The 22,378-nt window shown below is 71.3% G+C and carries 20 protein-coding genes, 6 tRNA genes and 1 pseudogene; 15 read left to right on the forward strand and 12 right to left on the reverse strand.

Going from position 1 to position 22,378, the window contains the following annotated elements; genetic code table 11:
• Positions 1-51: 51 nt before the first annotated feature.
• Together N7925_RS18865 and hrpA are read right to left on the reverse strand one after the other, a co-directional pair.
• Positions 52-126: transfer RNA gene (locus N7925_RS18865), tRNA-Asp, on the reverse strand.
• 139 nt (positions 127-265) lie between these two features.
• Positions 266-4,222, reverse strand: coding sequence for an ATP-dependent RNA helicase HrpA (hrpA, locus tag N7925_RS18870; RefSeq protein ID WP_274344545.1), 3,957 nt, complete (start codon positions 4,220-4,222; stop codon positions 266-268).
• Between the two features lie 129 nt (positions 4,223-4,351).
• Between hrpA and N7925_RS18875 the strand changes: the two genes are divergently transcribed.
• From N7925_RS18875 to N7925_RS18885, 3 genes are all read left to right on the forward strand, one after another.
• Positions 4,352-4,828 carry a hypothetical protein gene (locus tag N7925_RS18875; RefSeq protein ID WP_274344546.1) on the forward strand — a complete coding sequence of 159 codons (477 nt, stop codon included), beginning with the start codon at positions 4,352-4,354 and terminating at the stop codon, positions 4,826-4,828.
• Positions 4,829-4,893: 65 nt separating this feature from the next.
• Positions 4,894-5,712 carry a DsbA family protein gene (locus N7925_RS18880; RefSeq protein WP_265600728.1) on the forward strand — a complete coding sequence of 273 codons (819 nt, stop codon included), beginning with the start codon at positions 4,894-4,896 and terminating at the stop codon, positions 5,710-5,712.
• Positions 5,709-6,599, forward strand: coding sequence for a cytochrome c biogenesis CcdA family protein (locus N7925_RS18885; RefSeq protein ID WP_274344547.1), 891 nt, complete (start codon positions 5,709-5,711; stop codon positions 6,597-6,599). The genes N7925_RS18880 and N7925_RS18885 overlap by 4 nt, the downstream gene beginning before the upstream one ends.
• A 41-nt stretch (positions 6,600-6,640) precedes the next feature.
• Here the strand turns inward: N7925_RS18885 and N7925_RS18890 are convergent, their stop codons facing one another.
• On the reverse strand, positions 6,641-7,231 hold the full coding sequence (locus N7925_RS18890) for a TetR/AcrR family transcriptional regulator (RefSeq protein ID WP_274344548.1): 591 nt from the start codon (positions 7,229-7,231) through the stop codon (positions 6,641-6,643).
• Positions 7,232-7,359: 128 nt separating this feature from the next.
• Here N7925_RS18890 and N7925_RS18895 point away from each other — a divergent pair.
• Positions 7,360-7,542 (forward strand): annotated as a pseudogene (locus tag N7925_RS18895) (nuclear transport factor 2 family protein); the annotation flags it as partial.
• Complete coding sequence (locus N7925_RS18900) at positions 7,539-8,411, forward strand: NmrA family NAD(P)-binding protein (RefSeq protein WP_274344549.1); 873 nt, start codon at positions 7,539-7,541, stop codon at positions 8,409-8,411. The pseudogene N7925_RS18895 and the gene N7925_RS18900, both read left to right, overlap by 4 nt.
• Positions 8,412-8,547: 136 nt before the next feature.
• On the opposite strand, the gene N7925_RS18905 is transcribed toward N7925_RS18900, so the two are convergent.
• From N7925_RS18905 to N7925_RS18920, 4 genes are all read right to left on the reverse strand, one after another.
• A tRNA-Phe gene (locus N7925_RS18905) sits at positions 8,548-8,624 on the reverse strand.
• A gap of 21 nt (positions 8,625-8,645) precedes the next feature.
• Positions 8,646-8,720 (reverse strand) — tRNA-Asp (locus N7925_RS18910).
• Positions 8,721-8,758: 38 nt separating this feature from the next.
• Positions 8,759-8,831: transfer RNA gene (locus N7925_RS18915), tRNA-Glu, on the reverse strand.
• Positions 8,832-8,911: 80 nt separating this feature from the next.
• Entirely contained in the window at positions 8,912-10,555 is a 1,644-nt protein-coding gene (locus N7925_RS18920; protein WP_274346499.1) for a metallophosphoesterase family protein, read from the reverse strand.
• Positions 10,556-10,667: 112 nt separating this feature from the next.
• Here N7925_RS18920 and N7925_RS18925 point away from each other — a divergent pair, with 112 nt between their 5' ends.
• The 6 genes from N7925_RS18925 (at position 10,668) to N7925_RS18950 (ending at position 15,660) form a co-directional block, all read left to right on the forward strand.
• Complete coding sequence (locus N7925_RS18925) at positions 10,668-11,018, forward strand: metallopeptidase family protein (RefSeq protein WP_012380216.1); 351 nt, start codon at positions 10,668-10,670, stop codon at positions 11,016-11,018.
• Positions 11,015-11,542: a FluC/FEX family fluoride channel gene (locus tag N7925_RS18930; RefSeq protein ID WP_274344550.1), complete on the forward strand. Its 528-nt coding sequence runs from the start codon at positions 11,015-11,017 to the stop codon at positions 11,540-11,542. The genes N7925_RS18925 and N7925_RS18930 overlap by 4 nt, the downstream gene beginning before the upstream one ends.
• Positions 11,539-11,913, forward strand: coding sequence for a fluoride efflux transporter CrcB (gene crcB / locus N7925_RS18935; RefSeq protein ID WP_274344551.1), 375 nt, complete (start codon positions 11,539-11,541; stop codon positions 11,911-11,913). The genes N7925_RS18930 and crcB overlap by 4 nt, the downstream gene beginning before the upstream one ends.
• 262 nt (positions 11,914-12,175) lie before the next feature.
• Complete coding sequence (locus tag N7925_RS18940; protein ID WP_274344552.1) at positions 12,176-12,760, forward strand: hypothetical protein; 585 nt, start codon at positions 12,176-12,178, stop codon at positions 12,758-12,760.
• Positions 12,761-12,999: 239 nt separating this feature from the next.
• On the forward strand, positions 13,000-15,378 hold the full coding sequence (locus tag N7925_RS18945) for a DEAD/DEAH box helicase (protein ID WP_274344553.1): 2,379 nt from the start codon (positions 13,000-13,002) through the stop codon (positions 15,376-15,378).
• Between the two features lie 208 nt (positions 15,379-15,586).
• Positions 15,587-15,660, forward strand: a tRNA-Lys gene (locus N7925_RS18950).
• Positions 15,661-15,822: 162 nt separating this feature from the next.
• On the opposite strand, the gene N7925_RS18955 is transcribed toward N7925_RS18950, so the two are convergent.
• The 3 genes from N7925_RS18955 to N7925_RS18965 all read right to left on the reverse strand — a co-directional run bounded on the left by N7925_RS18955 (position 15,823) and on the right by N7925_RS18965 (position 16,802).
• Positions 15,823-15,960 (reverse strand): hypothetical protein, encoded by a 138-nt coding sequence (locus N7925_RS18955; RefSeq protein ID WP_274344554.1) that lies wholly within the window; start codon positions 15,958-15,960, stop codon positions 15,823-15,825.
• A 22-nt stretch (positions 15,961-15,982) separates the two neighbouring features.
• Positions 15,983-16,462: a glycine-rich domain-containing protein gene (locus N7925_RS18960; protein ID WP_274344555.1), complete on the reverse strand. Its 480-nt coding sequence runs from the start codon at positions 16,460-16,462 to the stop codon at positions 15,983-15,985.
• 187 nt (positions 16,463-16,649) lie between these two features.
• Positions 16,650-16,802, reverse strand: coding sequence for a hypothetical protein (locus tag N7925_RS18965; protein WP_274344556.1), 153 nt, complete (start codon positions 16,800-16,802; stop codon positions 16,650-16,652).
• A gap of 158 nt (positions 16,803-16,960) precedes the next feature.
• On the opposite strand from N7925_RS18965, the gene N7925_RS18970 reads away from it, so the two are divergent.
• A complete protein-coding gene (locus N7925_RS18970) occupies positions 16,961-18,232 on the forward strand; it encodes a helix-turn-helix domain-containing protein (RefSeq protein ID WP_274344557.1) in 1,272 nt (423 codons plus the stop codon).
• A gap of 151 nt (positions 18,233-18,383) precedes the next feature.
• Positions 18,384-18,869 (forward strand): hypothetical protein, encoded by a 486-nt coding sequence (locus N7925_RS18975; protein ID WP_274344558.1) that lies wholly within the window; start codon positions 18,384-18,386, stop codon positions 18,867-18,869.
• A gap of 385 nt (positions 18,870-19,254) precedes the next feature.
• Here N7925_RS18975 and N7925_RS18980 read toward each other — a convergent pair whose 3' ends face one another.
• Both N7925_RS18980 and N7925_RS18985 read right to left on the reverse strand, forming a co-directional pair.
• Entirely contained in the window at positions 19,255-19,986 is a 732-nt protein-coding gene (locus tag N7925_RS18980) for a class F sortase (protein WP_274344559.1), read from the reverse strand.
• A gap of 100 nt (positions 19,987-20,086) precedes the next feature.
• A complete protein-coding gene (locus tag N7925_RS18985) occupies positions 20,087-20,911 on the reverse strand; it encodes a hypothetical protein (protein ID WP_274344560.1) in 825 nt (274 codons plus the stop codon).
• A gap of 429 nt (positions 20,912-21,340) precedes the next feature.
• Between N7925_RS18985 and N7925_RS18990 the strand changes: the two genes are divergently transcribed.
• Positions 21,341-21,414, forward strand: a tRNA-Met gene (locus N7925_RS18990).
• A 108-nt stretch (positions 21,415-21,522) separates the two neighbouring features.
• A complete protein-coding gene (locus N7925_RS18995; RefSeq protein ID WP_274344561.1) occupies positions 21,523-22,269 on the forward strand; it encodes a MerR family transcriptional regulator in 747 nt (248 codons plus the stop codon).
• Positions 22,270-22,378: the final 109 nt, after the last annotated feature.

Here is a 22,378-nt window from a genome sequence, read left to right on the forward strand (position 1 = left end):
GGCAGAACGCGAGAAAGCCCGGATCGAAACGATCCGGGCTTTCTTCTACTGCGGTCCTGACGGGATTTGAACCCGCGGCCTCCACCTTGACAGGGTGGCGAGCACTCCAAACTGCTCCACAGGACCAGGTTTTCGCCGCTTGCCTTGCGGCTTGCTGCGAAACCAGACTGTACAGGAGGTGGGAGGCCCAGGTCGACTTCACTCCTGGTGGTGACACCGTCACCGCTCCACGAGCCCCCGCGAGGAGCCCCGGTGGGGCCCCGCGTCAGGGTGCGAGGGCGTCGATCGCCTTGACGATCCGCTTGTCCGAGACGGGGAACGCGGTGCCCAGCGCGTGGGCGAAGTAGCTGACCCGCAGCTCCTCGATCATCCAGCGGACGTCCCAAGCCTCCTCCGGCACCGGCCGGCCCTGCGGGAACTGTTCGAGCAGCCAGGCGTACTCGTCCTGCATCTCGTGGACCTTCGCCATCCGCGTGGTGTCCCGCTGCACCGCCGTCGGCATCTGCTGGAGCCGCCGGTCGGCCGCCACGAGATAGCGCATCAGGTCCGGTAGCCGGCGCAGACCGGTGGCCGTAACGAAACCGGGCGGTACGAGACGGGCCAGCTGATCCCGTACGTCCGTGACGTTGGCCACCAGCGTCAGGCTGTTCGTCGACTTCAGCCGGCGCTCGCAGGCCTGCCACGCGGCCAGGATCTGCTGCACCTGGTCGATCGTGCGGACGGTCAGGTCCACCAGATCGGCGCGCACCTTGTCGTACAGCGTCCGGAACGCCTTCTCGTCCCACGCCGGCCCGCCGTGCGCGGCGATCAGCCGGTCGGCCGCGGCGGTCGCGCAGTCCTCGAAGAGGGCCTGGACCGAGCCGTGCGGATTGCGGGACAGGGCCAGCTTCTGCTGGTTGGAGAGCCGGTCCGAGGCGAACTTCGCCGGGTGCACCGGGATGTTGAGCATGATCAGCCGCCGGGTGCCGCGCCACATCGCCTGCTGCTGCTCGGCCTCGGTGTCGAAGAGGCGTACGGCCACGGTGTCGCCCTGGTCGACCAGCGCCGGATAGGCCTTGACCGGCTGCCCGGCACGACGCGTCTCGAAGACCTTGTTCAGCGCGCCGATCGTCCAGTCGGTGAGCCCGGACCGCTCGATGGACTCCCCGGACGGGCCCGCGGTCGCCGCGGCCGCCTGGGAGAGCGCCTGCCGGGCCTTCGGCCGCAGCTGGAGCTTGAGCGCCTCCAGGTCCTTGTCCTCGGCGACCTTGCGCCGCCGCTCGTCGACGATCCGGAACGTGATCTTCAAGTGGTCCGGGACCCGGGAGAGGTCGAAATCGTCCGCCGTGACCGGCACGCCGACCATCCGCTGGAGCTCCCGCGCCATGGTGAACGGCAGCGGCTCCTGGAGCGGGACCGCCCGGTCCAGGAACTTGTCCGCATAGTTCGGCGCGGGGACGTAGTGCCGGCGGATCGGCTTGGGCAGCGAGCGGATCAGCTCCGTGACGACCTCCTCGCGCAGCCCCGGAATCTGCCAGTCGAAGCCCTCGGACGTGACCTGGTTGAGCACCTGGAGCGGTACGTGGACGGTCACGCCGTCCGCGTCCGCCCCGGGCTCGAACTGGTACGTCACCTTGAACTTGAGCTTCCCCTGCCGCCAGGAGTCCGGGTAGTCGTCCTTGGTGACGGCCCCGGCCTTCTCGTTGATGAGCATGGAGCGCTCGAAGTCGAGCGCGTCCGGCTCCTCACGCTTCTTGCTCTTCCACCAGGAGTCGAAGTGCGCCCCGGACACGATGTGCTCGGGAATCCGCTGGTCGTAGAAGTCGAACAGCGTCTCGTCGTCCACGAGGATGTCGCGGCGGCGGGCGCGGTGCTCCAACTCCTCGACCTCGCCGAGGAGTTTGCGATTGTCATGGAAGAACTGGTGGTGGGTGCGCCAGTCGCCCTCGACCAGGGCGTTGCGGATGAACAGGTCCCGCGAGGCCTCCTGGTCGATACGACCGAAATTGACCTTGCGCTGGGCGACGATCGGCACCCCGTAGAGGGTGACCCGTTCGAACGCCACCACCGCGGCCTGGTCCTTCTCCCAGTGCGGCTCGCTGTAGGTGCGCTTCAGCAGATGCGCGGCCAGCGGCTCGATCCACTCGGGCTCGACCCTGGCGTTGACCCGTGCCCAGAGCCGGGAGGTCTCCACCAGCTCCGCCGACATCACGAACCGGGGCTGCTTCTTGAACAGCGCCGACCCGGGGAAGATCGCGAACTTGGCGCTGCGCGCGCCCAGGTACTCGTTCTTCTCGGTGTCCTTCAGCCCGATGTGCGACAGCAGCCCGGCCAGCAGCGAGGTGTGCACCGCCTGCTCGGGGATGGACGCCTCCGCCTTGGGCTCCTCGACGGTGATGTCCATCTGCTTGGCGACGGTGCGCAGTTGCGCGTAGATGTCCTGCCATTCGCGGATGCGCAGGAAGTTCAGATACTCCTGCTTGCACATCCGGCGGAACGAGGACGAGCCACGTTCCCTCTGCTGCTCGCGGACGTAGGCCCAGAGATTCAGATACGCCAGGAAGTCGGAGGTCTCGTCCTTGAACCGGGCGTGGTTCTGGTCGGCCTGGGTCTGCTTCTCCGCAGGGCGCTCGCGCGGGTCCTGGATGGAGAGCGCGGCGGCGATGACCATGACCTCGCGGGCGCAGCCGTTCTTGTCGGCCTCGATGACCATCCGGGCCAGGCGCGGGTCGACGGGCAGCTGGGAGAGCTTGCGGCCGAGCGGGGTGAGCCGCTGCCCCTTCTTCCCCTCCTGGGGGGACTTCTCGCCCTGCTCGAGGGCGCCCAGCTCCTGGAGGAGCTGCACGCCGTCGCGGATGTTGCGGTGGTCCGGCGGGTCGATGAAGGGGAACTTCTCGATGTCGCCGAGCCCGGCGGCGGTCATCTGGAGAATGACGGAGGCCAGGTTGGTCCGCAGGATCTCCGGGTCGGTGAACTCCGGCCGGGTGACGAAGTCGTCCTCCGCGTACAGCCGGATGCAGATGCCGTCCGACGTACGGCCGCAGCGGCCCTTGCGCTGGTTGGCGCTGGCCTGGGAGATCCGCTCGATCGGCAGCCGCTGGACCTTGGTGCGGTGGCTGTAGCGGGAGATACGGGCGTTGCCCGGGTCGATCACGTACTTGATGCCGGGGACCGTCAGTGAGGTTTCGGCCACATTGGTCGCCAGCACGATGCGGCGGACGATGCCGTTGGGGGTCCGCTGGAATACCCGGTGCTGCTCGGCGTGGGAGAGGCGTGCGTAGAGGGGGAGCACCTCGGTGTGTCTGAGGTTCCGCTTGTTCAGCGCGTCCGCCGTGTCCCGGATCTCGCGCTCGCCGGAGAGGAAGACCAGGACATCGCCCGGGGCCTCGTGGCCCAGCTCGTCCACGGCGTCGCAGATCGCGGTGATCTGGTCGCGGTCGGAGTCCTCGCTGTCATCTTCGAGCAGGGGGCGATACCGCACCTCCACCGGATACGTCCGCCCGCTGACCTCCACGATCGGCGCCTCGCCGAAGTGGCGCGCGAACCGTTCCGGGTCGATGGTCGCCGAGGTGATGACGACCTTCAGGTCAGGGCGCTTCGGGAGCAGCCGGGCCAGATAGCCGAGCAGGAAGTCGATGTTCAGCGACCGCTCGTGGGCCTCGTCGATGATGATCGTGTCGTACGCCAGCAGCTCGCGGTCCGTCTGGATCTCGGCGAGCAGGATGCCGTCCGTCATCAGCTTCAGATACGTCGACTCCGGGTTCACCTGGTCGGTGAAGCGGACCTTCCAGCCGACCGTCTCGCCCAGCGGCGTCTTCAGCTCGTCCGCGACCCGCTCGGCGACCGTACGGGCGGCGATCCGCCGGGGCTGGGTGTGCCCGATCATGCCCCGGACGCCGCGCCCCAGCTCCATACAGATCTTGGGGATCTGCGTGGTCTTGCCGGACCCGGTCTCCCCGGCGACGATCACGACCTGGTGGTCGCGTATCGCCTCCAGGATCTCGTCCTTCTTCTGGCTGACGGGCAGCTCTTCCGGATACGACAGGGCCGGCAGCCGGGCCGCGCGCGCCGCGAGCCGTTCGGCCGCCCTGCCCGCATCGGCCGCGATCTCGTCCAGCACGGACTGGCGGGCCTCGGGCTTGCGGATGCGGCGCGCTCCTTCGAGGCGCCGGCCGAGCCGGTTCGCGTCACGGAGCGAGAGCTGTCCGAGCTGGGACTGGAGATCGGCGAAGGAAGTAGACATACGGCTCCCAGGATCTCACCCGAGCGCACGGAGTGGCGACCTCATTTCGCGCGGGCTGCGTCACGCGGCACGTACCATTTCGGGCAGTCGAACGCTCAGCCCCGCTTCCAGGGGGAAAGGCCGGGTCCCGTGTCCCGAACGCAGTGGTGGAGCCTGACGGCGCTGATCGCGGTCGTCGTGGGGCTGCTGTGCGGACCGGCGGTGCTCCCGGCAGCCGCGCTCGGGGCTCCGGCTCCCTCCGCTTCGGCTCCCGCTGTTCCGGCTGCCTTCGTTCCGGCTCCCTCCGCTCCTGTGCCCTCCGCTTCCGTGCCCTCCGCTTCTGTGCCGGGGGCCACCGGAGTGCGCGGCACACCGTCCGCCCCGGTGACCGAGGCCGCCGACGCGGGCACCCCGGTCCCCGGCTGCGGGAAGCTCCGCGACCACGACGGCGAGCCCGCCGTCCCCTCCCGCGCCCGCTCCGCGCACGACCAGGCACCCGGCCTCGCCCCGTGGGGGCTGCCCGCCGCGACGGGCGCGCTGCCGGCCGAGCCGCCGCCGGGCACCCGGGCCCGCGCCCCGGCGCCGTACACCCCGACCCCCGTGGAACTCTCCGTGCTGCGGGTGTAGGCCGGGCGCCAGCCCGACTCGCGCCCTTGCCCTCTCCCTCCCGCACCACCAGCCCGGAGTGCCGCATGCCCACGCCCAAGAAGCCCGTCTCCACGGGTCAGAAGTCCTCCTCCCGCAAGCCCCTGGTCTACGGCGCCGTGACCGTCGTGGCCGCCGGTCTCCTCGGCTTCGCGTCGTACCGGGCCACCGCCCCCGACGACACCGCCCCGGACACCTCGTCCGCCCCGGCCGCCGAGGTCTCCGCCGACCCGAACGAGGGCGTCTACCCGGAGCTGGCGAAGCTCGCCCGCCGGGACGCCGACGACAAGCTGGCCGTCGGCCGCGCCGACGCCCCGGTCGTCCTGATCGAGTACGCCGACTTCAAGTGCGGCTACTGCGGCAAGTTCGCCCGGGACACCGAGCCGAAGCTGATCGAGAAGTACGTGAAGGACGGGACGCTGCGCATCGAGTGGCGCAACTTCCCGATTTTCGGCGAGGAGTCCGAGAATGCCGCGCGCGGCGCCTGGGCCGCCGGGCAGCAGAACCGCTTCTGGGAGTTCCACGGGGCCGCCTATGCCGAAGGGGCGAAGGAGAAGGGCTTCGGCAAGGACCGGGTCAAGGCGCTCGCCGAAGAGGCCGGGGTGAAGGACCTGAACCGGTTCATGAAGGACCTCGACGGGGACGCGGCCCGTGCGGCGGTCAAGAAGGACCAGGAGCAGGCGTACAGCATCGGCGCGACGTCCACCCCGTCGTTCCTGATCAACGGCCGCCCAATCGCGGGAGCACAGCCGGACCAGACGTTCACGCAGGCCATCGAGGCCGCCGCCGAGCAGGCGAAGGCCACGGGCAACGCGGGCAAGGACACCGGCAACGCGGGCAGCGACGCCGAGGGCTCCGCCAAGTGACGGCGGACATCGGCTACTTCGCGGCCTTCCTCGGCGGGCTGCTCGCCCTGGTCAGCCCGTGCAGCGCGCTGCTGCTGCCGGCCTTCTTCGCGTACTCCATCGACTCCACCTCCCGGCTGCTGGCCCGCACCGGCATCTTCTACGCCGGGCTCGCCACGACCCTCGTCCCGCTCGGCGCGGCGGGCAGCTACGCGGGACGGCTGTTCTACGGACACCGCGACGCCCTCGTCACGGGCGCGGGCTGGCTGATCATCGTGCTCGGCGTCGCGCAGATCGTCGGCCTCGGCTTCGCGTCCCGGCGGATCGCGGCCCTCAGCGGCCGGATCCGCCCCACCACGGCGTTCTCCGTCTACGCGCTGGGCGCGGTCTACGGTCTGGCCGGATTCTGCGCGGGCCCGATCCTCGGCAGCGTCCTGACCGTCGCGGCGGTCAGCGGCAGCCCGGTCTACGGCGGGCTGCTGCTGGCGGTCTACGCGCTCGGGATGGCCGTACCGCTCTTCCTGCTCGCCCTGCTCTGGGAGCGCTTCGACCTCGGCCGCCGGGCCTGGCTGCGCGGCCGTGCCGTCCGGCTCGGCCGGTTCGAGCTGCACACCACGTCGCTGCTGTCGGGGCTGTTCTTCATCGGGCTCGGTGTGCTGTTCCTCGTGTACGACGGGACGACCGCGCTGCCCGGTCTGCTGGGGGTCGACGCGTCGTTCGAGGTCGAGCAGTGGGCGCGGAACCTGGGCGAACAGGTGCCGGACGGGGTGCTGCTGGGCTCCGTGGTGCTGGTGGTGCTGCTGGTCCTGGGCGCCCGGGCACTGCGTCGGCGCGGCACGGAGGCACCGGCGGAGACGACCGAGGAGACCGAGGAGACCGAGAAGACCGAGAAGACCGAGAAGGTGTGACACGGCGAGGGCCCCGCGCACCGGGCCCCGTCGGGGGAACTTCAGGAAGGGGCGGAGCCCAGGACTCTGGCGGTGAAGTTCGCCAACTGCGCCCGCATCCTTTCGGGTGACCCGCGCTCATGCCCGGCCAGATGCTCGACCAGATCGGCCCGGACGGCTGCGAGCAGGGCGTGAGCGGTGAAATCGCTGTCGGTCAGGCCGGGGATCTGCCCCAGCATGGCGGCCAGCAGGCCGTGCCACCGTTCGTAATGATCGGCCTGGTACGGGCTGCCGCTGCTTCCGCCTTCCTCCAGGGCCAGCATGAGGCGGCGGTTGTCGAGTTTGAAGCACAGGAGGGTGTCGAGCAGGGCGGGTACGCGCTGCTGCGGCGGAGTCGCGGGGCCCAAGGGCGGAGGTCCGGCTTCGACGGCCTCCCTGACTGGCTCCAGCCGTGCTTCGTACAGCGCGCGCAGCAGGCCGGGGCGGTCGCCGAAGGCCCGGAAGAGCGTGCCCTTGCCGACGCCGGCCGCCGCTGCGACGGCGGCCAGGGTGACGCCTTCCGGGCTCTCGCAGCGGGCGAAGAGGGCGTCGGCGGCCGCCAGGACGGCCTGCCGGTTGCGGGCGGCGTCCTTGCGGGGTTTGCGCTCGGGCATGCCGCACCTCCGGTTGCAAAGCGGACCGAGGGTCCGTATCGTCAAAGCGGACCTGCGGTCCATATTCTCATGAGGCGGAGGATACCGATGCCCGCACCCCTGCCCGTATCGACTTCTCCGGCGGCGGTCCTGAGGCCATCGCGGTCGAGATGCGGGGCGTCGGCCGCCTGGCGGAATCCGGCCGCCCCTCCGACATGACCTGCATCGCCGTCGTAACAGTCCGGGACGGGCACCTCACCTCCTACCGCGACTACGGGAACCCCCTCGCCGTCCTCGAACCCGGCACCGATCTCACCAGGAGCAGCGGATGACGCCCACCAACACCTCGGACACCAGCACCACCTCGGGCACCGGTACCACCTTGGTCATCGGTGCCACCGGCACCACCGGCAGCCGCACCGCGGCGCGTCTGTCGGCCTCCGGCCACCGCGTCAGAGCCGCCAGCCGTCGCGCCGCCGACGTCCCCGGCGCGGAGTCGGTCGCCTTCGACTGGTACGAACCCGCCACCTACGCCGCCGCCCTCGACGGAGCCGACCGCGTCTACCTGATACCGCCCGTGGGCGACGCCGACCCGGCGGCGGTCATGGTGCCCTTTCTCCGGCAGGCCCGCACCGCCGGCGTGCGGCGCGCGGTGCTCCTCAGTTCCTCGGCCATCCCCGAGGGCGGCCCGGCGGCGGGAACCGTGCACCGGGCCCTGCCCGGTCTGTTCGAGCAGTGGGCGGTGCTGCGGCCCTCGTGGTTCATGCAGAACTTCACCGGCACGCACGCGCACGCCGTGAGCATCCGCGAAGAAGGCACCATCTGGACCGCGGCCGGGAGCGGCCGGGTCGGCTTCGTCGACGTCCAGGACATCGCGGCCGTCGCTGTCCATGCTCTGACCGACGAACACGCCCCCAACACCGATCTCGTCCTCACCGGGCCGGAGGCGCTCGGCTACGACGACATCGCCACCACCATCACCCAGGTCACCGGCCGGCCCGTGGACCACCGCCGCCTGTCCTACGAACAGATGCGCGACCGCCTCGCGGCGCACGTGCCGCTGGAGTTCGCCTCGATGCTGGCCGGCATGGACCGTGCCATCGCCGAGGGGGCGGAGGACCGCATCACCGACACCGTCCAGCGCCTCACGGGTCGACCCCCGCGCAATTTCCACGCTCTCCTCGAAGGAGAGACGGAATGAAGCGGCCGGGCACGGGCATCAGCTCCGCTGCCTGCTTGCCGCTTGGTCGCGGTCTCGTCGCCGCGACGCCCCGAGTCTGCCTGCCCGGCACATGAGAAGCGCCTCGGACGAGAATTCCGTCCGAGGCGCTTCTGTGTGGTGGCTGGGGCCGGGATCGAACCGGCGACCTATCGCTTTTCAGGCGATCGCTCGTACCAACTGAGCTACCCAGCCACGCAGCCGCTGGGGCTGCAGCGGTCCTGACGGGATTTGAACCCGCGGCCTCCACCTTGACAGGGTGGCGAGCACTCCAAACTGCTCCACAGGACCAAGCGGTGTGCGAAACAAGTCTCGCACACGGTGAAACGTGCCCCCAACGGGATTCGAACCCGTGCTACCGCCTTGAAAGGGCGGCGTCCTGGGCCACTAGACGATGAGGGCTATTGGCCCGCCTGTTCGCTTCGCAGCGCGTCGGGGACGTGAGAAGCATATGGGATGGGTGGAGCTATCGCCAAAACGGTTTACGCCGAGGGGGCGGGGCGCGCCGGGGAGCGGGTGGCGGAGGGTGAGGAGGGTGGCGACGGGGTGGGGGAGACGGGGGCGTCCTGCTTCAGGTTCTCCTCCGGAAGATGGCGGCTGACCTCGGCGGTCGTCAGTCCGAGACCGCCCAGCGTGATCTCGTCCCAGGCCTGGAGCCGACGGGTCGAGCGGTCCATGTAGAGCACCGAGGCGTGCACCTTCTCCGGCTTCTCGTTCTGCACGGCGCGCAGCCCGCCGCCGCCCGTGGAGCCCTCGACCTTCAGCCGCGTGCCGAGCTTCAGCTGCTCGTTGATCCGGCGGTGCAGGTGGCCCGAGAGCACCAGCGGGACCGTGCCGTCGGTCTCCCGGGCGGTGTTCGGGTCGTGGGCGACGGCGATGTCGACCGGGGTGCCCGCGCGTTCCTGGTCGCGCAGCGCGGAGGCCAGCCGCGCGCCTTCGAGCTGTGCGGCCTCCTTGCCGCCGACCGGGGCGGTCCGGTCCGGGGTGAAGGAGGCGTCGCCGGTGCCGGCGATCCGCAGCCCGCCGACGTTCACCGCGCTGCCGTCGTCGAGGACGCTCACGTTCTTGAACTTCTTCAGATAGGCCTGGGTGATGGGTGAGTCGTGGTTGCCGCGCACCCAGACGTAGGGCGCGCCGAGGTCGCGGATCGGGTCGAGGAAGCCGTTCTCGGGGGCGGAGCCATGGTCCATCGTGTCGCCCGAGTCGACGATGACGTCGATCTCGTACTGCTCCACGAGCGAGGCGATGATGTGCCAGGCGGCCGGGTTGAGGTGGATGTCGGAGACGTGCAGGACCCGGATGGTCCCCGGGTCGGGCTGGTAGACGGGGAGCGTGGAGGTCGCGTCGTACAGCTTGGTGACGTTGGTGACCAGGCGGGCCAGCTCCTGCTGGTAGATGTCGAACTCGGTGACGATGGAGCGGGCGTCGCCGACCAGGGACGGGGCGCTGGAGAGCAGCCCGGAGAACTTCGGCTCCAGGACGGACTTCGGGTTCCAGGTGGCGTACGCGCTGACGCCGGACGCCGCCAGCAGAGTGAGGGCGAGCCCGCCGGCGGCCAGGGCGCGGCGGGGGCGGCGGTAGACGACGAGGCCGAGCGCGGTCGCGCCGGAGACGACGGCGACACAGGAGCGTACGGCTAGCTCCCGGGTGCCGGCGGCGACGTCCCGGGTGACCTCGTCCTGGAGGTTGGAGAACCGTTCCGGCTGGTCGACCAGGGCCTGGGAGCGTTCGGGGTCGAGGCGGTCCACGTCCACGTCGAGCCGGAGCGGCGCGCTGTGCGAGTCCAGCTCCAGGGCGCCGAGCGGCGACACGTTGATCTTGCTGCCGCCGGTCAGGGAGGGGCGCAGCGTCATGTTGGTGTCCATGGGGCCGACCGGAGTACGGATGGAGCCCACGGCGAGCAGCCCCAGCCAGGCCCCCAGCACGACGACGGCGAGCATGCCGAGGCCGCGGAGGTACGGGCGGCGGACGGGGCCCGTCAGGTCGCCGGGGGCCGCCGCGTCGGTGCGGGCGGGGGCACGGCGGCGGGTGCGCGCGGAGGCGTGGCCCCGGGGCTTGGGGCGGACGAGCTGGGTGAGGCGGTGCCGGACGCGGTCGGCTGCGGCACGGAACGGGACGCGGACCATTGGGCCCGTATGCCCCGGTACGGCCTCCGCCATGCCGGGCGGCCTCCCCGGTCATGAGTCCGGTTCGGCCGCCGTCTGCCCGCACCCCGCCCCCGTACGGGACAATGGCCGGGTGCTGGAGATGACGCGCGAACAGTTCGAGGAGCTGGTGAGCCAGGCTCTGGACCGGATCCCGCCGGAGCTGACACGGCTGATGGACAACGTGGCGGTGTTCGTCGAGGACGAACCGGAGCCGGGCGACCCCGACCTGCTCGGGCTCTACGAGGGCACCCCCCTCACCGACCGGGGCGAGTGGTACGCCGGGGTGCTGCCGGACCGGATCACCATCTACCGGGGGCCGACGCTGCGGATGTGCGAGACGCAGGAGGACGTCGTCGCGGAGACCGAGATCACCGTGGTCCACGAGATCGCCCACCACTTCGGCATCGACGACGAGCGGCTGCACGCCCTGGGCTACGGGTGAGCGAGCAGGCCCCGGCGGAGCTGCCGGAGCCCGGCCCGCCCGCCGCCCCGCAGGGACGCGTGCTGGCGGCGGTCGCGGCGGGCGGCGCGCTCGGCGCGCTCGCCCGCTACGGGGCCCTGGTGCTCTGGCCCGGCGCGGGCGGCTTCCCGTGGACGGTGTTCGCCGTCAACGTGAGCGGCTGCGCCCTCATCGGCGCCCTGATGGTGCTGACCGTCGAACGGGGCCGGGTGACCCACCCCCTGGTGCGGCCCTTTCTCGGCGTGGGCGTGCTCGGCGGCTTCACGACCTTCTCGACGTACGCGGCCGGCGTCTCGGACCTTCTCGTGCGTCAGGAGGCCCTGACCGCCCTGGCGTACGCGGCGGCGACGGCGGTGGCCGCGCTCGGGGCGGTGTGGGCGGCGGCCGCGGGGACGAGGAGGTGGCTGGACCGGGGCCCCCGGGGCTCCAGTGGCCCCCGGGGTCTGCGGGGTTCCAGCGGTTCCAGTGGTTCCAGTGGCTTCCGGGGCGGGGGGCGGGCCGCGTGAACTGGCTGCTGGTGGCGCTCGGCGGGGCGGTGGGCGCGCCGCTGCGCTATCTGACGGACCGCGCGGCGCAGGCGCACCAGGGGCCGGGCGTCCCGTACGTCTTCCCGTGGGGCACCTTCACCGCGAACACGGCGGGCAGCCTGCTGCTCGGGCTGCTGACCGGCGCCGCAGTGTCCTCCCCGGCGCACGCCCTGCTGGCGACGGGCCTGTGCGGGGCGCTGACGACGTACTCGACGTTCTCGTACGAGACCCTCCGCCTGGCCGAGACGGGCCGGGGCTTCCTGGCCGTGGCCAATGTCCTGGCATCGCTGCTGGCGGGCCTGGGCGCGGTGTTCCTGGGGGCGGAACTGACGGGCGGGTTCGGGGGGTAGCGCGGTCGGTCCGCACGGGCGCCGGGCGCGGTGGCGGGCGTGGTGTCCCGGGGCCGTTCGCCGGCCGCCGCGCGGGCGGGTGACGTTTCGGGCGTGTCTCCGGCGGGGTCGGGGGAGTTGGGCACGGTGCGATGTCGCACCGCTCGCTGCTGTTCCCGCTCCGCCCCGGCGCCGGGCTCTGCGCTTTCGCCCATAAGCCCTGTCTCCCGCTTCCCGCTTCCCGTTTCTCGCTCTCCGCTCCCTCGCCCCGGAGGTGCCACTCGTGCGCCAGTTGTCCGCCCCTGCCCGCTGGGCAGCCGTCACCGCGCTGACGATCGCCGCTTCCACCGGCTGTATGAGCGTCGGCGAGGACGATGCCGGGGCGCCGGGGCCCTCACGGTCCGCCGGCCCGAAGGGTTCCGCCGCCGATCCTGCCGGGGACACGGTTCCCGGCTCCGGACGGACCGGAGGGCGGGCCGGGGGGCGCGTCGGAGGTGTCCACCCCCAGTCGGACCGGGCCGCGCCCGGGAGCGGCCCGAGCCCGGACGCCTCCGGTGCTGTGCCGTCGGCCACTCCCGAGGACCCGCGCCCCGAACCGGCCGCGCCCGAGCCCACCCGGGGTGGCCCCCCGCCCTCGCCGACGCCCTCGACGCCGGGGCCGGGGGAGCCGCCGCCGGCCACCCCGGAGCCCCCGGCGCCGCCGACGCCGGACCCGGATCCGGAGCCCGAGCCGGAGCCCACCGATCCGCCGGAGCCGGCCCCCTCGGCCTCGCCCGCCGCGCAGCTGCGGGCCCATGCGATGAGCGGCCCGGACGCCGCCGGGCCGCAGCGGACTCCGGAGGCATCACCGCAGGTGGGGCCGGTGTAGCCGGAGGTCTTCAGGGTCTGGTTTGCGCAATCTGGGTGAGAGTGCGTATGGTAGTAGATCGTTTGATCCCATTGCCCGGCGCCGACACAGAAGAGCGCCGTGTGGCGCGTACTCTCCCTTGCCGTGGCTGGACCGCATTGAGGCGGTCGAAATTGCGAATCACGGAGTTATGGGCGCGTGCCGAGACTCCGGAAGGTTTCGCATTTCGCATGTCAATTTCCAGTTCTGACCACACCGTCATGCCCGAGAACATCGACAACGCCGAGCTCGCCGAGCTCGTCGAGGCCGCTGTGACCGAGGCCCCCGCCGGCGCGACCGCCCCGGTCGCCGAGAAGGCCCCGGCCGTCGAGACCGTCGTCGCCGAGAAGTCCGTCGCGGACTTCATCACCGACGTACAGGCCGACGTACAGGCCGACACGCAGGCCGAAGCCCCCGCCGAGGAGACCGCCGCTCCCGTCGAGGGGACCGTCGCTCCCGCCGACGAGATCGCGGACTCCGCCGAGCAGATCGCCGACGAGGCCGACGCCGAGCCGACCATCACCTTCGGTGCTCTGGGACTGCCCGAGGGCATCGTCCGCAAGCTGGCGCAGAACGGTGTGACCGCCCCCTTCCCGATCCAGGCGGCGACCATCCCGGACGCCCTGGCCGGCAAGGACATCCTCGGCCGCGGCCGTACGGGCTCCGGCAAGACGCTCTCCTTCGGTCTGCCGCTGCTGGCCTCGCTCTCCGGTGGCACCACCGAGAAGAAGAAGCCGCGCGGCATCATCCTCACCCCGACCCGTGAGCTCGCGATGCAGGTCGCGGACGCGCTGCAGCCGTACGGCGACGTGCTCGGCCTCAAGATGAAGGTCGTCTGCGGCGGTACGTCGATGGGCAACCAGATCTACGCGCTGGAGCGCGGTGTCGACGTCCTCGTCGCCACCCCGGGCCGGCTGCGCGACATCATCAACCGCGGCGCCTGCTCCCTGGCGAACGTCCAGGTCGCCGTCCTCGACGAGGCCGACCAGATGTCCGACCTGGGCTTCCTGCCCGAGGTCACCGAGCTGCTCGACCAGATCCCCGGTGGCGGTCAGCGGATGCTCTTCTCCGCCACCATGGAGAACGAGATCGGCACGCTGGTCAAGCGCTACCTCTCCAACCCGGTGACGCACGAGGTCGACAGCGCCCAGGGCAACGTCACGACCATGTCGCACCACGTCCTCGTCGTGAAGCCGAAGGACAAGGCGCCGGTCACGGCCGCCATCGCCGCCCGCAAGGGCCGCACGATCATCTTCGTCCGCACCCAGCTGGGCGCGGACCGCATCGCCGAGCAGCTCATCGAGTCCGGCGTGAAGGCCGACGCGCTGCACGGCGGCATGACCCAGGGCGCCCGTACGCGGGTCCTGGAGGACTTCAAGAAGGGTTACGTCAACGCGCTCGTCGCGACCGACGTCGCCGCCCGCGGTATTCACGTCGACGGCATCGACCTGGTCCTGAACGTGGACCCGGCCGGTGACCACAAGGACTACCTGCACCGCTCGGGCCGTACCGCCCGCGCCGGCAAGTCCGGTGTCGTCGTCTCGCTGGCGCTTCCGCACCAGCGCCGCCAGATCTTCCGCCTGATGGAGGACGCTGGCGTCGACGCCTCGCGCCACATCGTCCAGGGCGCGGGCGTCTTCGAGCCCGAGGTCGCCGAGATCACCGGTGCCCGTTCGCTCACCGAGGTCCAGGCCGACTCCGCGAATAACGCCGCCAAGCAGGCCGAGCGCGAGGCCGCCGACCTGACGAAGCAGCTGGAGCGCGTCCAGCGCCGCGCCGTCGAGCTGCGCGAGGAGGCCGACCGCCTGGTCGCCCGCGCCGCGCGCGAGCGGGGCGACGACCCCGAGGCCGCGGTGGCCGAGGTCGCCGCCGAGGCCGAGGCCGCCCTCGTGGCAGCCGTTTCCGTGCCGGAGCAGCCGGCAGCCCGCGACGATCAGCGCCGCGACGAGCGGGGCAACTACGAGCGCCGCGACAACCGCGGTGGCGACCGTGGCGGCTACCGCGGCGGCAACGACCGTCGTGACGAGCGTCCGTCGGGTGGTTTCCGTTCCGGTGGCAGCAGCGACCGTCGCGATGACCGTGGTGGCCGTTCGTTCGAGCGTCGGGACAACGACCGTCCGGCGTTCAACCGCGACCGTCGTGACGAGCGTCCGTCGGGTGGTTTCCGTTCCGGTGGCAGCAGCGACCGTCGCGATGACCGTGGTGGCCGTTCGTTCGAGCGTCGGGACAACGACCGTCCGGCGTTCAACCGCGACCGTCGTGACGAGCGTCCGTCGGGTGGTTTCCGTTCCGGTGGCAGCAGCGACCGTCGCGATGACCGTGGTGGCCGTTCGTTCGAGCGTCGGGACAACGACCGTCCGGCGTTCAACCGCGACCGCCGTGACGAGCGCCCCTCCGGTGGCTTCCGCCCCGGCGGCAGCGACCGCCCGTTCAACCGTGACCGTCGCGACGAGCGCCCCTCGGGCGGCTTCCGCCCCGGCGGCGGCACCAGCGACCGCCCCACCGGCCGTCGTGACGACCACCGCGGCGCCAACACCGGCACCAACACCGGCTCCTTCGGCCGCCGCGACGACAAGCCGCGCTGGAAGCGCAACGGCTGATCCCCGCCCGGTCGGCAACCGACCGAGCAGGTCCGCCTGACAGACCGGCAGGGCCCGTACGCCACCGAACCGACTCGGTGACGTACGGGCCCTGTTGCTGTTCCCGCCCCCCGGAGAACCCGCCTCCCGGGACCCGCGACGGGCCCGACACCGATACCGGATCGGCTGCCGGGACCGGGCGGGCTATGCTCGGGGGGTGATCCGTCGAGGGCCGTTAGCTCAATTGGTCAGAGCAGCGGACTTTTAATCCGTTGGTTGTGGGTTCGAGTCCCACACGGCCTACCCCTCGGCCCCAGGCCAGAGCGCTTCTCTGGTCCGGGGCCGCTGCTTGTTCGGGTTCATTTCGGGCAGATGCTCCACCCCAGTTCCATCGAAGTGCAAACGATCACACGAAGCAGCCCCTGCCGCGCGAGAGGCAGGGGCTGCTCGGCCAGTCCGGGCGGGCTACGCCTCGGGCTCGGCGGGGATCGTGAACCCCCGCACCGGCCGAGGCTCCCGCGGGTCGCGCGAGTCCGGCTCCTGCCCAGCCTTCCACGCGGCCACCATGTCCGCGTACCGCGGGTCGATCCACTCCTGCGCCATGAGGCACCTCCTGCCCAGCAGGCTACTTCGGCTTCGGCTTGGGGATGATGACGATCGTGCAGTCCGGGGCGTGCTGGCACTTCGCCGCTACGGAGGCAAGCGTCTCGTCGGACGGCTCACCCCACAGCTCCGCGTCCGCGACGTACCCCAGCCCCGCGATCGCCTGGCGGGTGCGGTCCAGGATTTTCGGGTCGCAGTTCGTCGGGTCGTACCCGGGGAAGTGATGGACGAAGTTCCCGCCCAGCCCCTCGCACAGCTCGGCGTACATCGCGGTGTGCAGGATCAGGGCGTGCCACCCCTCGTCCACGATGCGCGACGGGGCCAGGCCGACGCCCGAGTTGCGCGAGCAGGCGGCCACGAACTTCAGCCCCTCCTCGACGATCCGGCCGGCCATCTCCTGGGACATGTCGGGGTTGGCGTCCATGACGGTGCTGCGGCAGCTGGTGAACCGCTCGTCGGGGATGAGCCCCCGGGCGATGACGGGTAACTGGCCTACGCTCATGGTGATTTCCTTCTGTCGGTTGGGGATCGCCCGCCCGGCTGCGGTCCTTCCAGGGAATGCGCGGCCGGGCGGGAGTCTGGGGGCGGTTCGACGTGCCAGAGCAGGGCGATGCCGTGCTCGGGGCAGTAGACGCCGGTGTCGTCCTCAATGGGGAACTCGTGCGCGCCGCCGTCGGCGAAGCACGTCGTCACCGTGCGGTCGTCCTGCACTCGGGACACTCGCAGGCGGGAAACTGGTGCGAGGCCTCCGGCTGTTCGAGGGGCACGACCTCCGCCTCCTCGCGCACGATCCGGGTGAGCCCGTCGCGGTTCACCTTGTACACCTTTATCGTCATCGCCATGGGCCTCTCCGCATCGCCGGCAGTTCCGTCGCCATATGAGCGTCGGCCCAGCGGTCCCCTTTCGGGATGACCAGCGGGGGTTACCTAGGCGGTAATACACTCGTTGGCGCTCCAGTAAGGCGCCTGCGCGTGCATAGGATCGCAACGGAAGTCAGCCCATGGATGCCGCCACCCCCGGCCTGCTCAGCCTCGATGTGCTCGACAGAGCAGACGTCCGGACAGCACTCATCGAGCACGACTTCGCCGCTGTCTCCGCACTGATCAAGAAGTGGAGTGGGCTTTCCCAGAACCGCATCGCGTCCGCCTGCCAGCTCACCCCCGGCAAGGTCTCCACGATCATCAGCGGGTCCCAGCGCGTCACCAGCTTCGACGTCATCTGCCGAATCGCCGACGGCCTCCGCATCCCCGGTGGCCTGCTCGGCCTCGCACCGCGCCCCTGGGAGGGGGACCACTCCCCTGCACCGCAGGACCAGCCAGACGCTCCAGGTGACCGGCCAGACACAGACGAGATTCCGTGGCGGCCCGACGCCACCGTGAGCCTGGCCGCCCACCTCACCAGGAGTGATCTCGTGATGGACCGAAGGGCCCTCACCCACGCCCTCGCCGGTGCCGCAGTCACCGGCGCCGCGCTCCTCGACAGCCTCGAAGGATGGCTCGTCCCGGCCGCCCACGTACCAGCGCAGCGCCGCCCGGGCCGCCTCGGCATACGGGAAGTCGAGGAACTGGAAACCACCGCGCGCGCCTTTCGCCAGTGGGACCATCAGTACGGCGGCGGTCTCCGAAGGAAAGCTGTGCTTGGCCAGCTCGCGGAAGTCTCCGGCGCCCTCGATGACCACCAGGCCCCGGCAGTGGCGGACCGGCTGTACCGCGTCATGGCGCAGCTGGCCGGCACCGCAGCAACCATGGCGTGGGACTCCGGACTGCACCGGCGCGCGCAGGACTACTACCGCCTCGCCCTGCGAGCCGCCCACGCTGGCGGCGACGTCGTCTTCGGGGCCAACGTTCTGGCTGGGATGGCCCGGCAGATGCTCTATCGCGAGCGTGCCGACGACGCACTCCAACTGATCCACCTCGCCCAGGAGGGTGCCCGCGACGTGATCGGCCCCCGAGCCCGCGCCATGCTCCACACCCGCGAAGCCTGGGCGTATGCCGCGCAGGGGCGCATGGCCGGATTCCAACGGGCCACCGCCAAGGCGGCCGAGGAACTCGCCAGCGCCGCCGGGCACACCGACGAGCCGTACTGGATCGCCTACTTCGACGAAGCCGAGCTCGCGGGCGTCACCGGGGGGCGGCTTCTCGACCTCGCCCGCGCCGAACCCCGTCCCGCGGCGCAGAAGCAGGACGTTCCCACGCGCTCGACCGCATCGGCCTGGCGGAATGCCAGTTCCTCGCCGGGGACATCCAAGGCGCGGCCGCTGAGACGGCCCTAGCGGTGCAGGCCGCGCGCGGCACACAGTCAGGGCGTGTCCGCACACAGCTGGGGCAGCTGTACCCCTACACCGTGGGCCACAGCGCGTCGCGGCCGGTGCGCGAGGCGCGCGATAGTATCCGCGACCTGCTGTCGAGCTGAGGAACGGGCACATGACGACACTCGCCGTAACCGGGCACATGGACCTGACCGAGGAGAGCGTGCCGCTGCTGCGCGCTGCGCTGCGTGAGCTGCTCGCCAAGTACAGCGAGGACCTGACCGGCGTGTCGTGCATTGCTGCGGGTGCGGACAGCCTCTTCGCGGAAGAGGTCTCTGCCATCGGCGGGCGCCTGATTGCGGTGATCCCTTCCGAGGACTACCGAGCTGCCAAGGTGAAGCCAGCCCACGCTGCTGTCTTCGACCACCTGGTCGAGACAGCCGAGCACGTCGTGACTCTGCCGCATGCGACTGCGGGCCGGGCGGCCTACGAGTCGGCCAACGCCGAGCTGCTGCGCCGGGCGGACCGCCTCGTAGCCGTGTGGGACGGCAGGCCTCCTTCGGGCAAGGGAGGCGGCACCGCCGATACCGTGGAGCAGGCCCGGGAAGCTGGTCTGCCCGTGGACGTGGTCTGGCCGGCGGGAGCCACTCGACGCGTGTGAATCCGGACGCACAAAACCGCCCTCTGCCTGGCCGCGATGGCCGAGGCGGGGGCGGTTCAGTGATGAAGCCCGATGACGATTCTCGGCTCCCGTGCAGGTCAACAGGCTAGAGCCCCACCACCTTGTGCCATCCCGTATCGGCAACTTCAGCGCGCCCGTGATCACTTCTGTGACCACGTGACCACCGCGCCCCGGTACGAAACGGCACCACCCGTACCCCAATCGCTGGGCGGCTCCTTGGCCCGAATCCCTTCGGGCTGGTGGTTCCGGCGCATGCCGGGGCCGGGCGAGGAAACCCTTCGCCCGACGCGAACGCCCCGGCCTGCTGCGGCAGGCCGGGGCGTTTCGCTGTGCACGGCCTCGCGTACCTCCCGGCCCGAGCGCCTCAGGCGCGGCTGCCGGTGAGGGTGGCGTAGACGACGACGTTGTCGGCGTAGCGGCTGTCCGCCTCGGAGTAGTCGCCGCCGCAGGTGATCAGACGGAGCCCGGCGTGGTCGAGGTTGCGGTAGACCTCGACCGTCGGGAACGCGTCCTTGGGATACACGGCGGTCCGGTCGACGGTGAACTCGGCCGTGCGGCCGTCCGCGCGGCGGACGGCGATGCGGTCGCCGGGGTCGAGCGCGGCGAGCTCGAAGAAGACCGCCGGCGCGCCGTCCCAGGTCACATGGCCCGCGATCACCGCCGGCCCCATGGCCCCGGGCGTCGGGCCGGGCGTGTACCAGCCGGCCTTGTCCGGGTCGCGCGGGGTGTCCATCGCCCGGTTCTCACCGAGTCCCAGGTCCTCCAGCGTGGAGTCGACCTTCAGGGAGGGGATCGTGATTCCGACGGGCCGGGAGGAGGGCAGGGCGGCTACGGGCCGCCTGTTCCGGGCTCCGCCCCCGCTCCCCTTCTCCGGTGGCGCGGACGTCCCCGCGTGGGGCGGGGGCGTCCGGCCGGCCGGGGCCCCGGAGCTTCCCTTGTCTGCCGCCGGGGGAGGGGCGGGCTGCTGGCGGTCGGTTCCCAGGGCCAGCAGCAGCCCGCCGGTCAGGAGCAGGGCCGCGACGGCGGCGGTGAGCGCGAAGGCCCGCCGCCGTCCGGGGGGTGGCGTTGGCCCGTCGCCCGGGTCCGTCGCGTTCATCGGGGGTCACCTCTTCCTGGTCGCTGCCGCTGCGGAGCCCGGTCGGTGCGGGGCGGCGGTCGGACGCCGCGCCTGCCGCCGCCGGGCCGGACCGGGCCGGTCAGGCGTCGTGCCGGGCGTGGGCCGTACGGGTCTGGCGGCGTACGGCGAACAGTCCGCCGGCCGCGAGCACTGCGGCGCCGCCCGCAGCCAGGAGCCCCGGCGACTCGACGCCCTCCGTGCTGCCGCCGCCGGTCTCGACGCCGCCGGCCGGCATGGAGCCGACGGCCGCGCCCTTGACCATGCCGCAGTTGGCCGGAGCGGTGGCCTCCTGGGGAAGCTTCGGGTCGAGCTCGCTCTTGCCCGCGCCGAAGTCGTACGTCCCGTCGTCGTTGCGGTCGATGCCGTGCTGCACGACGTGCAGGTCCTTGAGGTGGTCCGCCACGTCCTGCGAGACGGTGATCGTGCGGGAGTAGGTCAGCTTGCCGTCCTTGTCGGCGACGGGCATCCGGTCCACCGCGAGGCCGCTCTTCTTGGACGTATCGCCCTTCGTCGTCAGGGAGATGTTGATGTCCCCGTACATCGGCAGGCCCTCGGCGGTGGTGACGATGCCGTCGCCGTCCTTGTCCGCGCTCCTGTCCGGGCAGCGGAAGTCGTGGCCGTCGGTGGAGCCGTGGATGTGCTGGGCGTGCGGCTGACCGGGGACCAGCCCCTGTGCGTCGATCTTCACGGTCAGCTGGTCGCCCTCCAGGCTGACCAGGGCGGCACCACTGGCGCCGGAGTCGTTCAGCTGCTCCAGGTCGATCTGGTACGTGTCGCCCTCGGCCGCCTTCGTGGTGCCGGCGGGGTGCCCCTCGTGAGCCAGGGCGGGCCCGGCCACCCCGAGGGTGAGCGCTGCGGGCAGGACGAGCAGTGCGGCGAGGCGAGTTGTACGGCGGGCTATCACGAAGACGCATCCCCTTCCGGAAGTTCCGGCGCGGGGCCGGAACGACGTTCGGTCGCTGATGTCGTCTATTCGGAGCCGCGGCTCGGGCGGATTGGCCCGGGCACGACAAAGTTGTGCGGTCCCCCCGCCCGCCCGCCGCGGGGGCGAGCGATCCCGTGGTGGGGGACGCGCTGTCGGAGTAGCTGGTGTCCACGCCGATCAGGAATCCGAGGCCCTGGACGATGCCCGCGTACACGGCGACGAGCCACTGCCGCCGCTGCGCCTGCCCCAGCACGCGGTCCCGTGCGGACTTTCGCGGAGATCTCATGCCGAACAGCGCGAAAGCCATGGAGGATTCCCCGAGGGTGGCGCCCCGGCCCCCGGCCCGGAGGCGCTCCGCCGTAATTGGTCAAAGGCGCGCCGGGAATGCCGTAGAGTTGTGTTTACCGACGCGGGGTGGAGCAGCTCGGTAGCTCGCTGGGCTCATAACCCAGAGGTCGCAGGTTCAAATCCTGTCCCCGCTACTGAAGGCCCGGGCCCGGCACGCACAGCGTGCCGGGCCCGAGTCGTTTCCTGGCGCCGTGATGGTGCGGCTTGACCTTGACGCAGCGTAAAGATCTAGCGTTTCCGGCATGGAGTGGTCCATTCAGGAAATCGCCAGACAGGCCGGCACCACGAGCCGCACGCTCCGGCACTACGGAGACCTCGGTCTTCTCACGCCGAGCCGGATCGGGAGCAACGGCTACCGCTACTACGACCAGGACGCCCTCGTCCGGCTGCAGCGCATTCTGCTGCTGCGGGAGCTCGGTCTTTCGCTGCCCGCCATCAAGGACGTGCTCGTGGGGCAGCGGGACACGGCGGTGGCGCTGCGGGCGCATCTGCGACTGCTCGAACAGGAGCAGGCGCGCATCGGGCGGCAGATCGCCTCGGTGCGGACCACTCTCCACAAGACGCAGGAGGGGATGGAGCTCATGGCTGATGAAGTGTTCGACGGCTTCGACCACAGCGCCCACGAGCAGGAGGTCACCGAGCGCTGGGGCCGGGACGCGTACGAGGAGGGCGACCGCTGGTGGCGTTCGCTCGGGGACGAGCAGAAGAAGGCGTTCCAGGACGAGCACGAGGCCATCGCGCGCGCCTGGGGCCGGGCCAGGGAGGCGGGGTTCGCCGCCGACGGGGCCGAGGCGCAGGACCTCGCGCGGCGGCACTGCGCCTGGCTGTCCTCGGCCAAGGCGCCCAGCCGTTCGTACGTGATCGGGCTCGGTGAGATGTATGTCGCCGATCCCCGCTTCGGAAAGAACTACGATCGGTACGGGGACGGCACCGCCGCCTTCGTACGGGACGCACTGACGGTATACGCGGAACACCGGCTCTCCGACTGACCACGGAAGGCCGGCCCGCCGTCCGCCTTCCCCCTATTCGGCCGATGCGGAGTAGCCGCTCGGCGCGGCTCCGGGAAGCGTGGGCGGGGCGCGGTACCGTCCGCAGCCG

Origin of the sequence: Streptomyces sp. CA-278952 (assembly GCF_028747205.1) — a bacterium.
Taxonomy (GTDB): Bacteria; Actinomycetota; Actinomycetes; order Streptomycetales; family Streptomycetaceae; genus Streptomyces.

Bases quoted from the DNA above. Each gene is read 5' to 3' on its own strand.
- N7925_RS18880 (WP_265600728.1), top strand. From the start codon at position 4,894: ATGCCCACGCCCAAGAAGCCCGTCTCCACGGGTCAGAAGTCCTCCTCC.
- N7925_RS18975 (WP_274344558.1), top strand. From the start codon at position 18,384: ATGACGACACTCGCCGTAACCGGGCACATGGACCTGACCGAGGAGAGC.
- N7925_RS18995 (WP_274344561.1), top strand. From the start codon at position 21,523: ATGGAGTGGTCCATTCAGGAAATCGCCAGACAGGCCGGCACCACGAGC.
- N7925_RS18955 (WP_274344554.1), bottom strand. From the start codon at position 15,960: ATGGCGCAGGAGTGGATCGACCCGCGGTACGCGGACATGGTGGCCGCG.
- N7925_RS18890 (WP_274344548.1), bottom strand. From the start codon at position 7,231: ATGCCCGAGCGCAAACCCCGCAAGGACGCCGCCCGCAACCGGCAGGCC.
- N7925_RS18900 (WP_274344549.1), top strand. From the start codon at position 7,539: ATGACGCCCACCAACACCTCGGACACCAGCACCACCTCGGGCACCGGT.
- N7925_RS18960 (WP_274344555.1), bottom strand. From the start codon at position 16,462: ATGAGCGTAGGCCAGTTACCCGTCATCGCCCGGGGGCTCATCCCCGAC.
- hrpA (WP_274344545.1), bottom strand. From the start codon at position 4,222: ATGTCTACTTCCTTCGCCGATCTCCAGTCCCAGCTCGGACAGCTCTCG.
- N7925_RS18945 (WP_274344553.1), top strand. From the start codon at position 13,000: ATGCCCGAGAACATCGACAACGCCGAGCTCGCCGAGCTCGTCGAGGCC.
- N7925_RS18970 (WP_274344557.1), top strand. From the start codon at position 16,961: ATGGATGCCGCCACCCCCGGCCTGCTCAGCCTCGATGTGCTCGACAGA.
- N7925_RS18920 (WP_274346499.1), bottom strand. From the start codon at position 10,555: ATGGTCCGCGTCCCGTTCCGTGCCGCAGCCGACCGCGTCCGGCACCGC.
- N7925_RS18965 (WP_274344556.1), bottom strand. From the start codon at position 16,802: ATGGCGATGACGATAAAGGTGTACAAGGTGAACCGCGACGGGCTCACC.
- N7925_RS18980 (WP_274344559.1), bottom strand. From the start codon at position 19,986: ATGAACGCGACGGACCCGGGCGACGGGCCAACGCCACCCCCCGGACGG.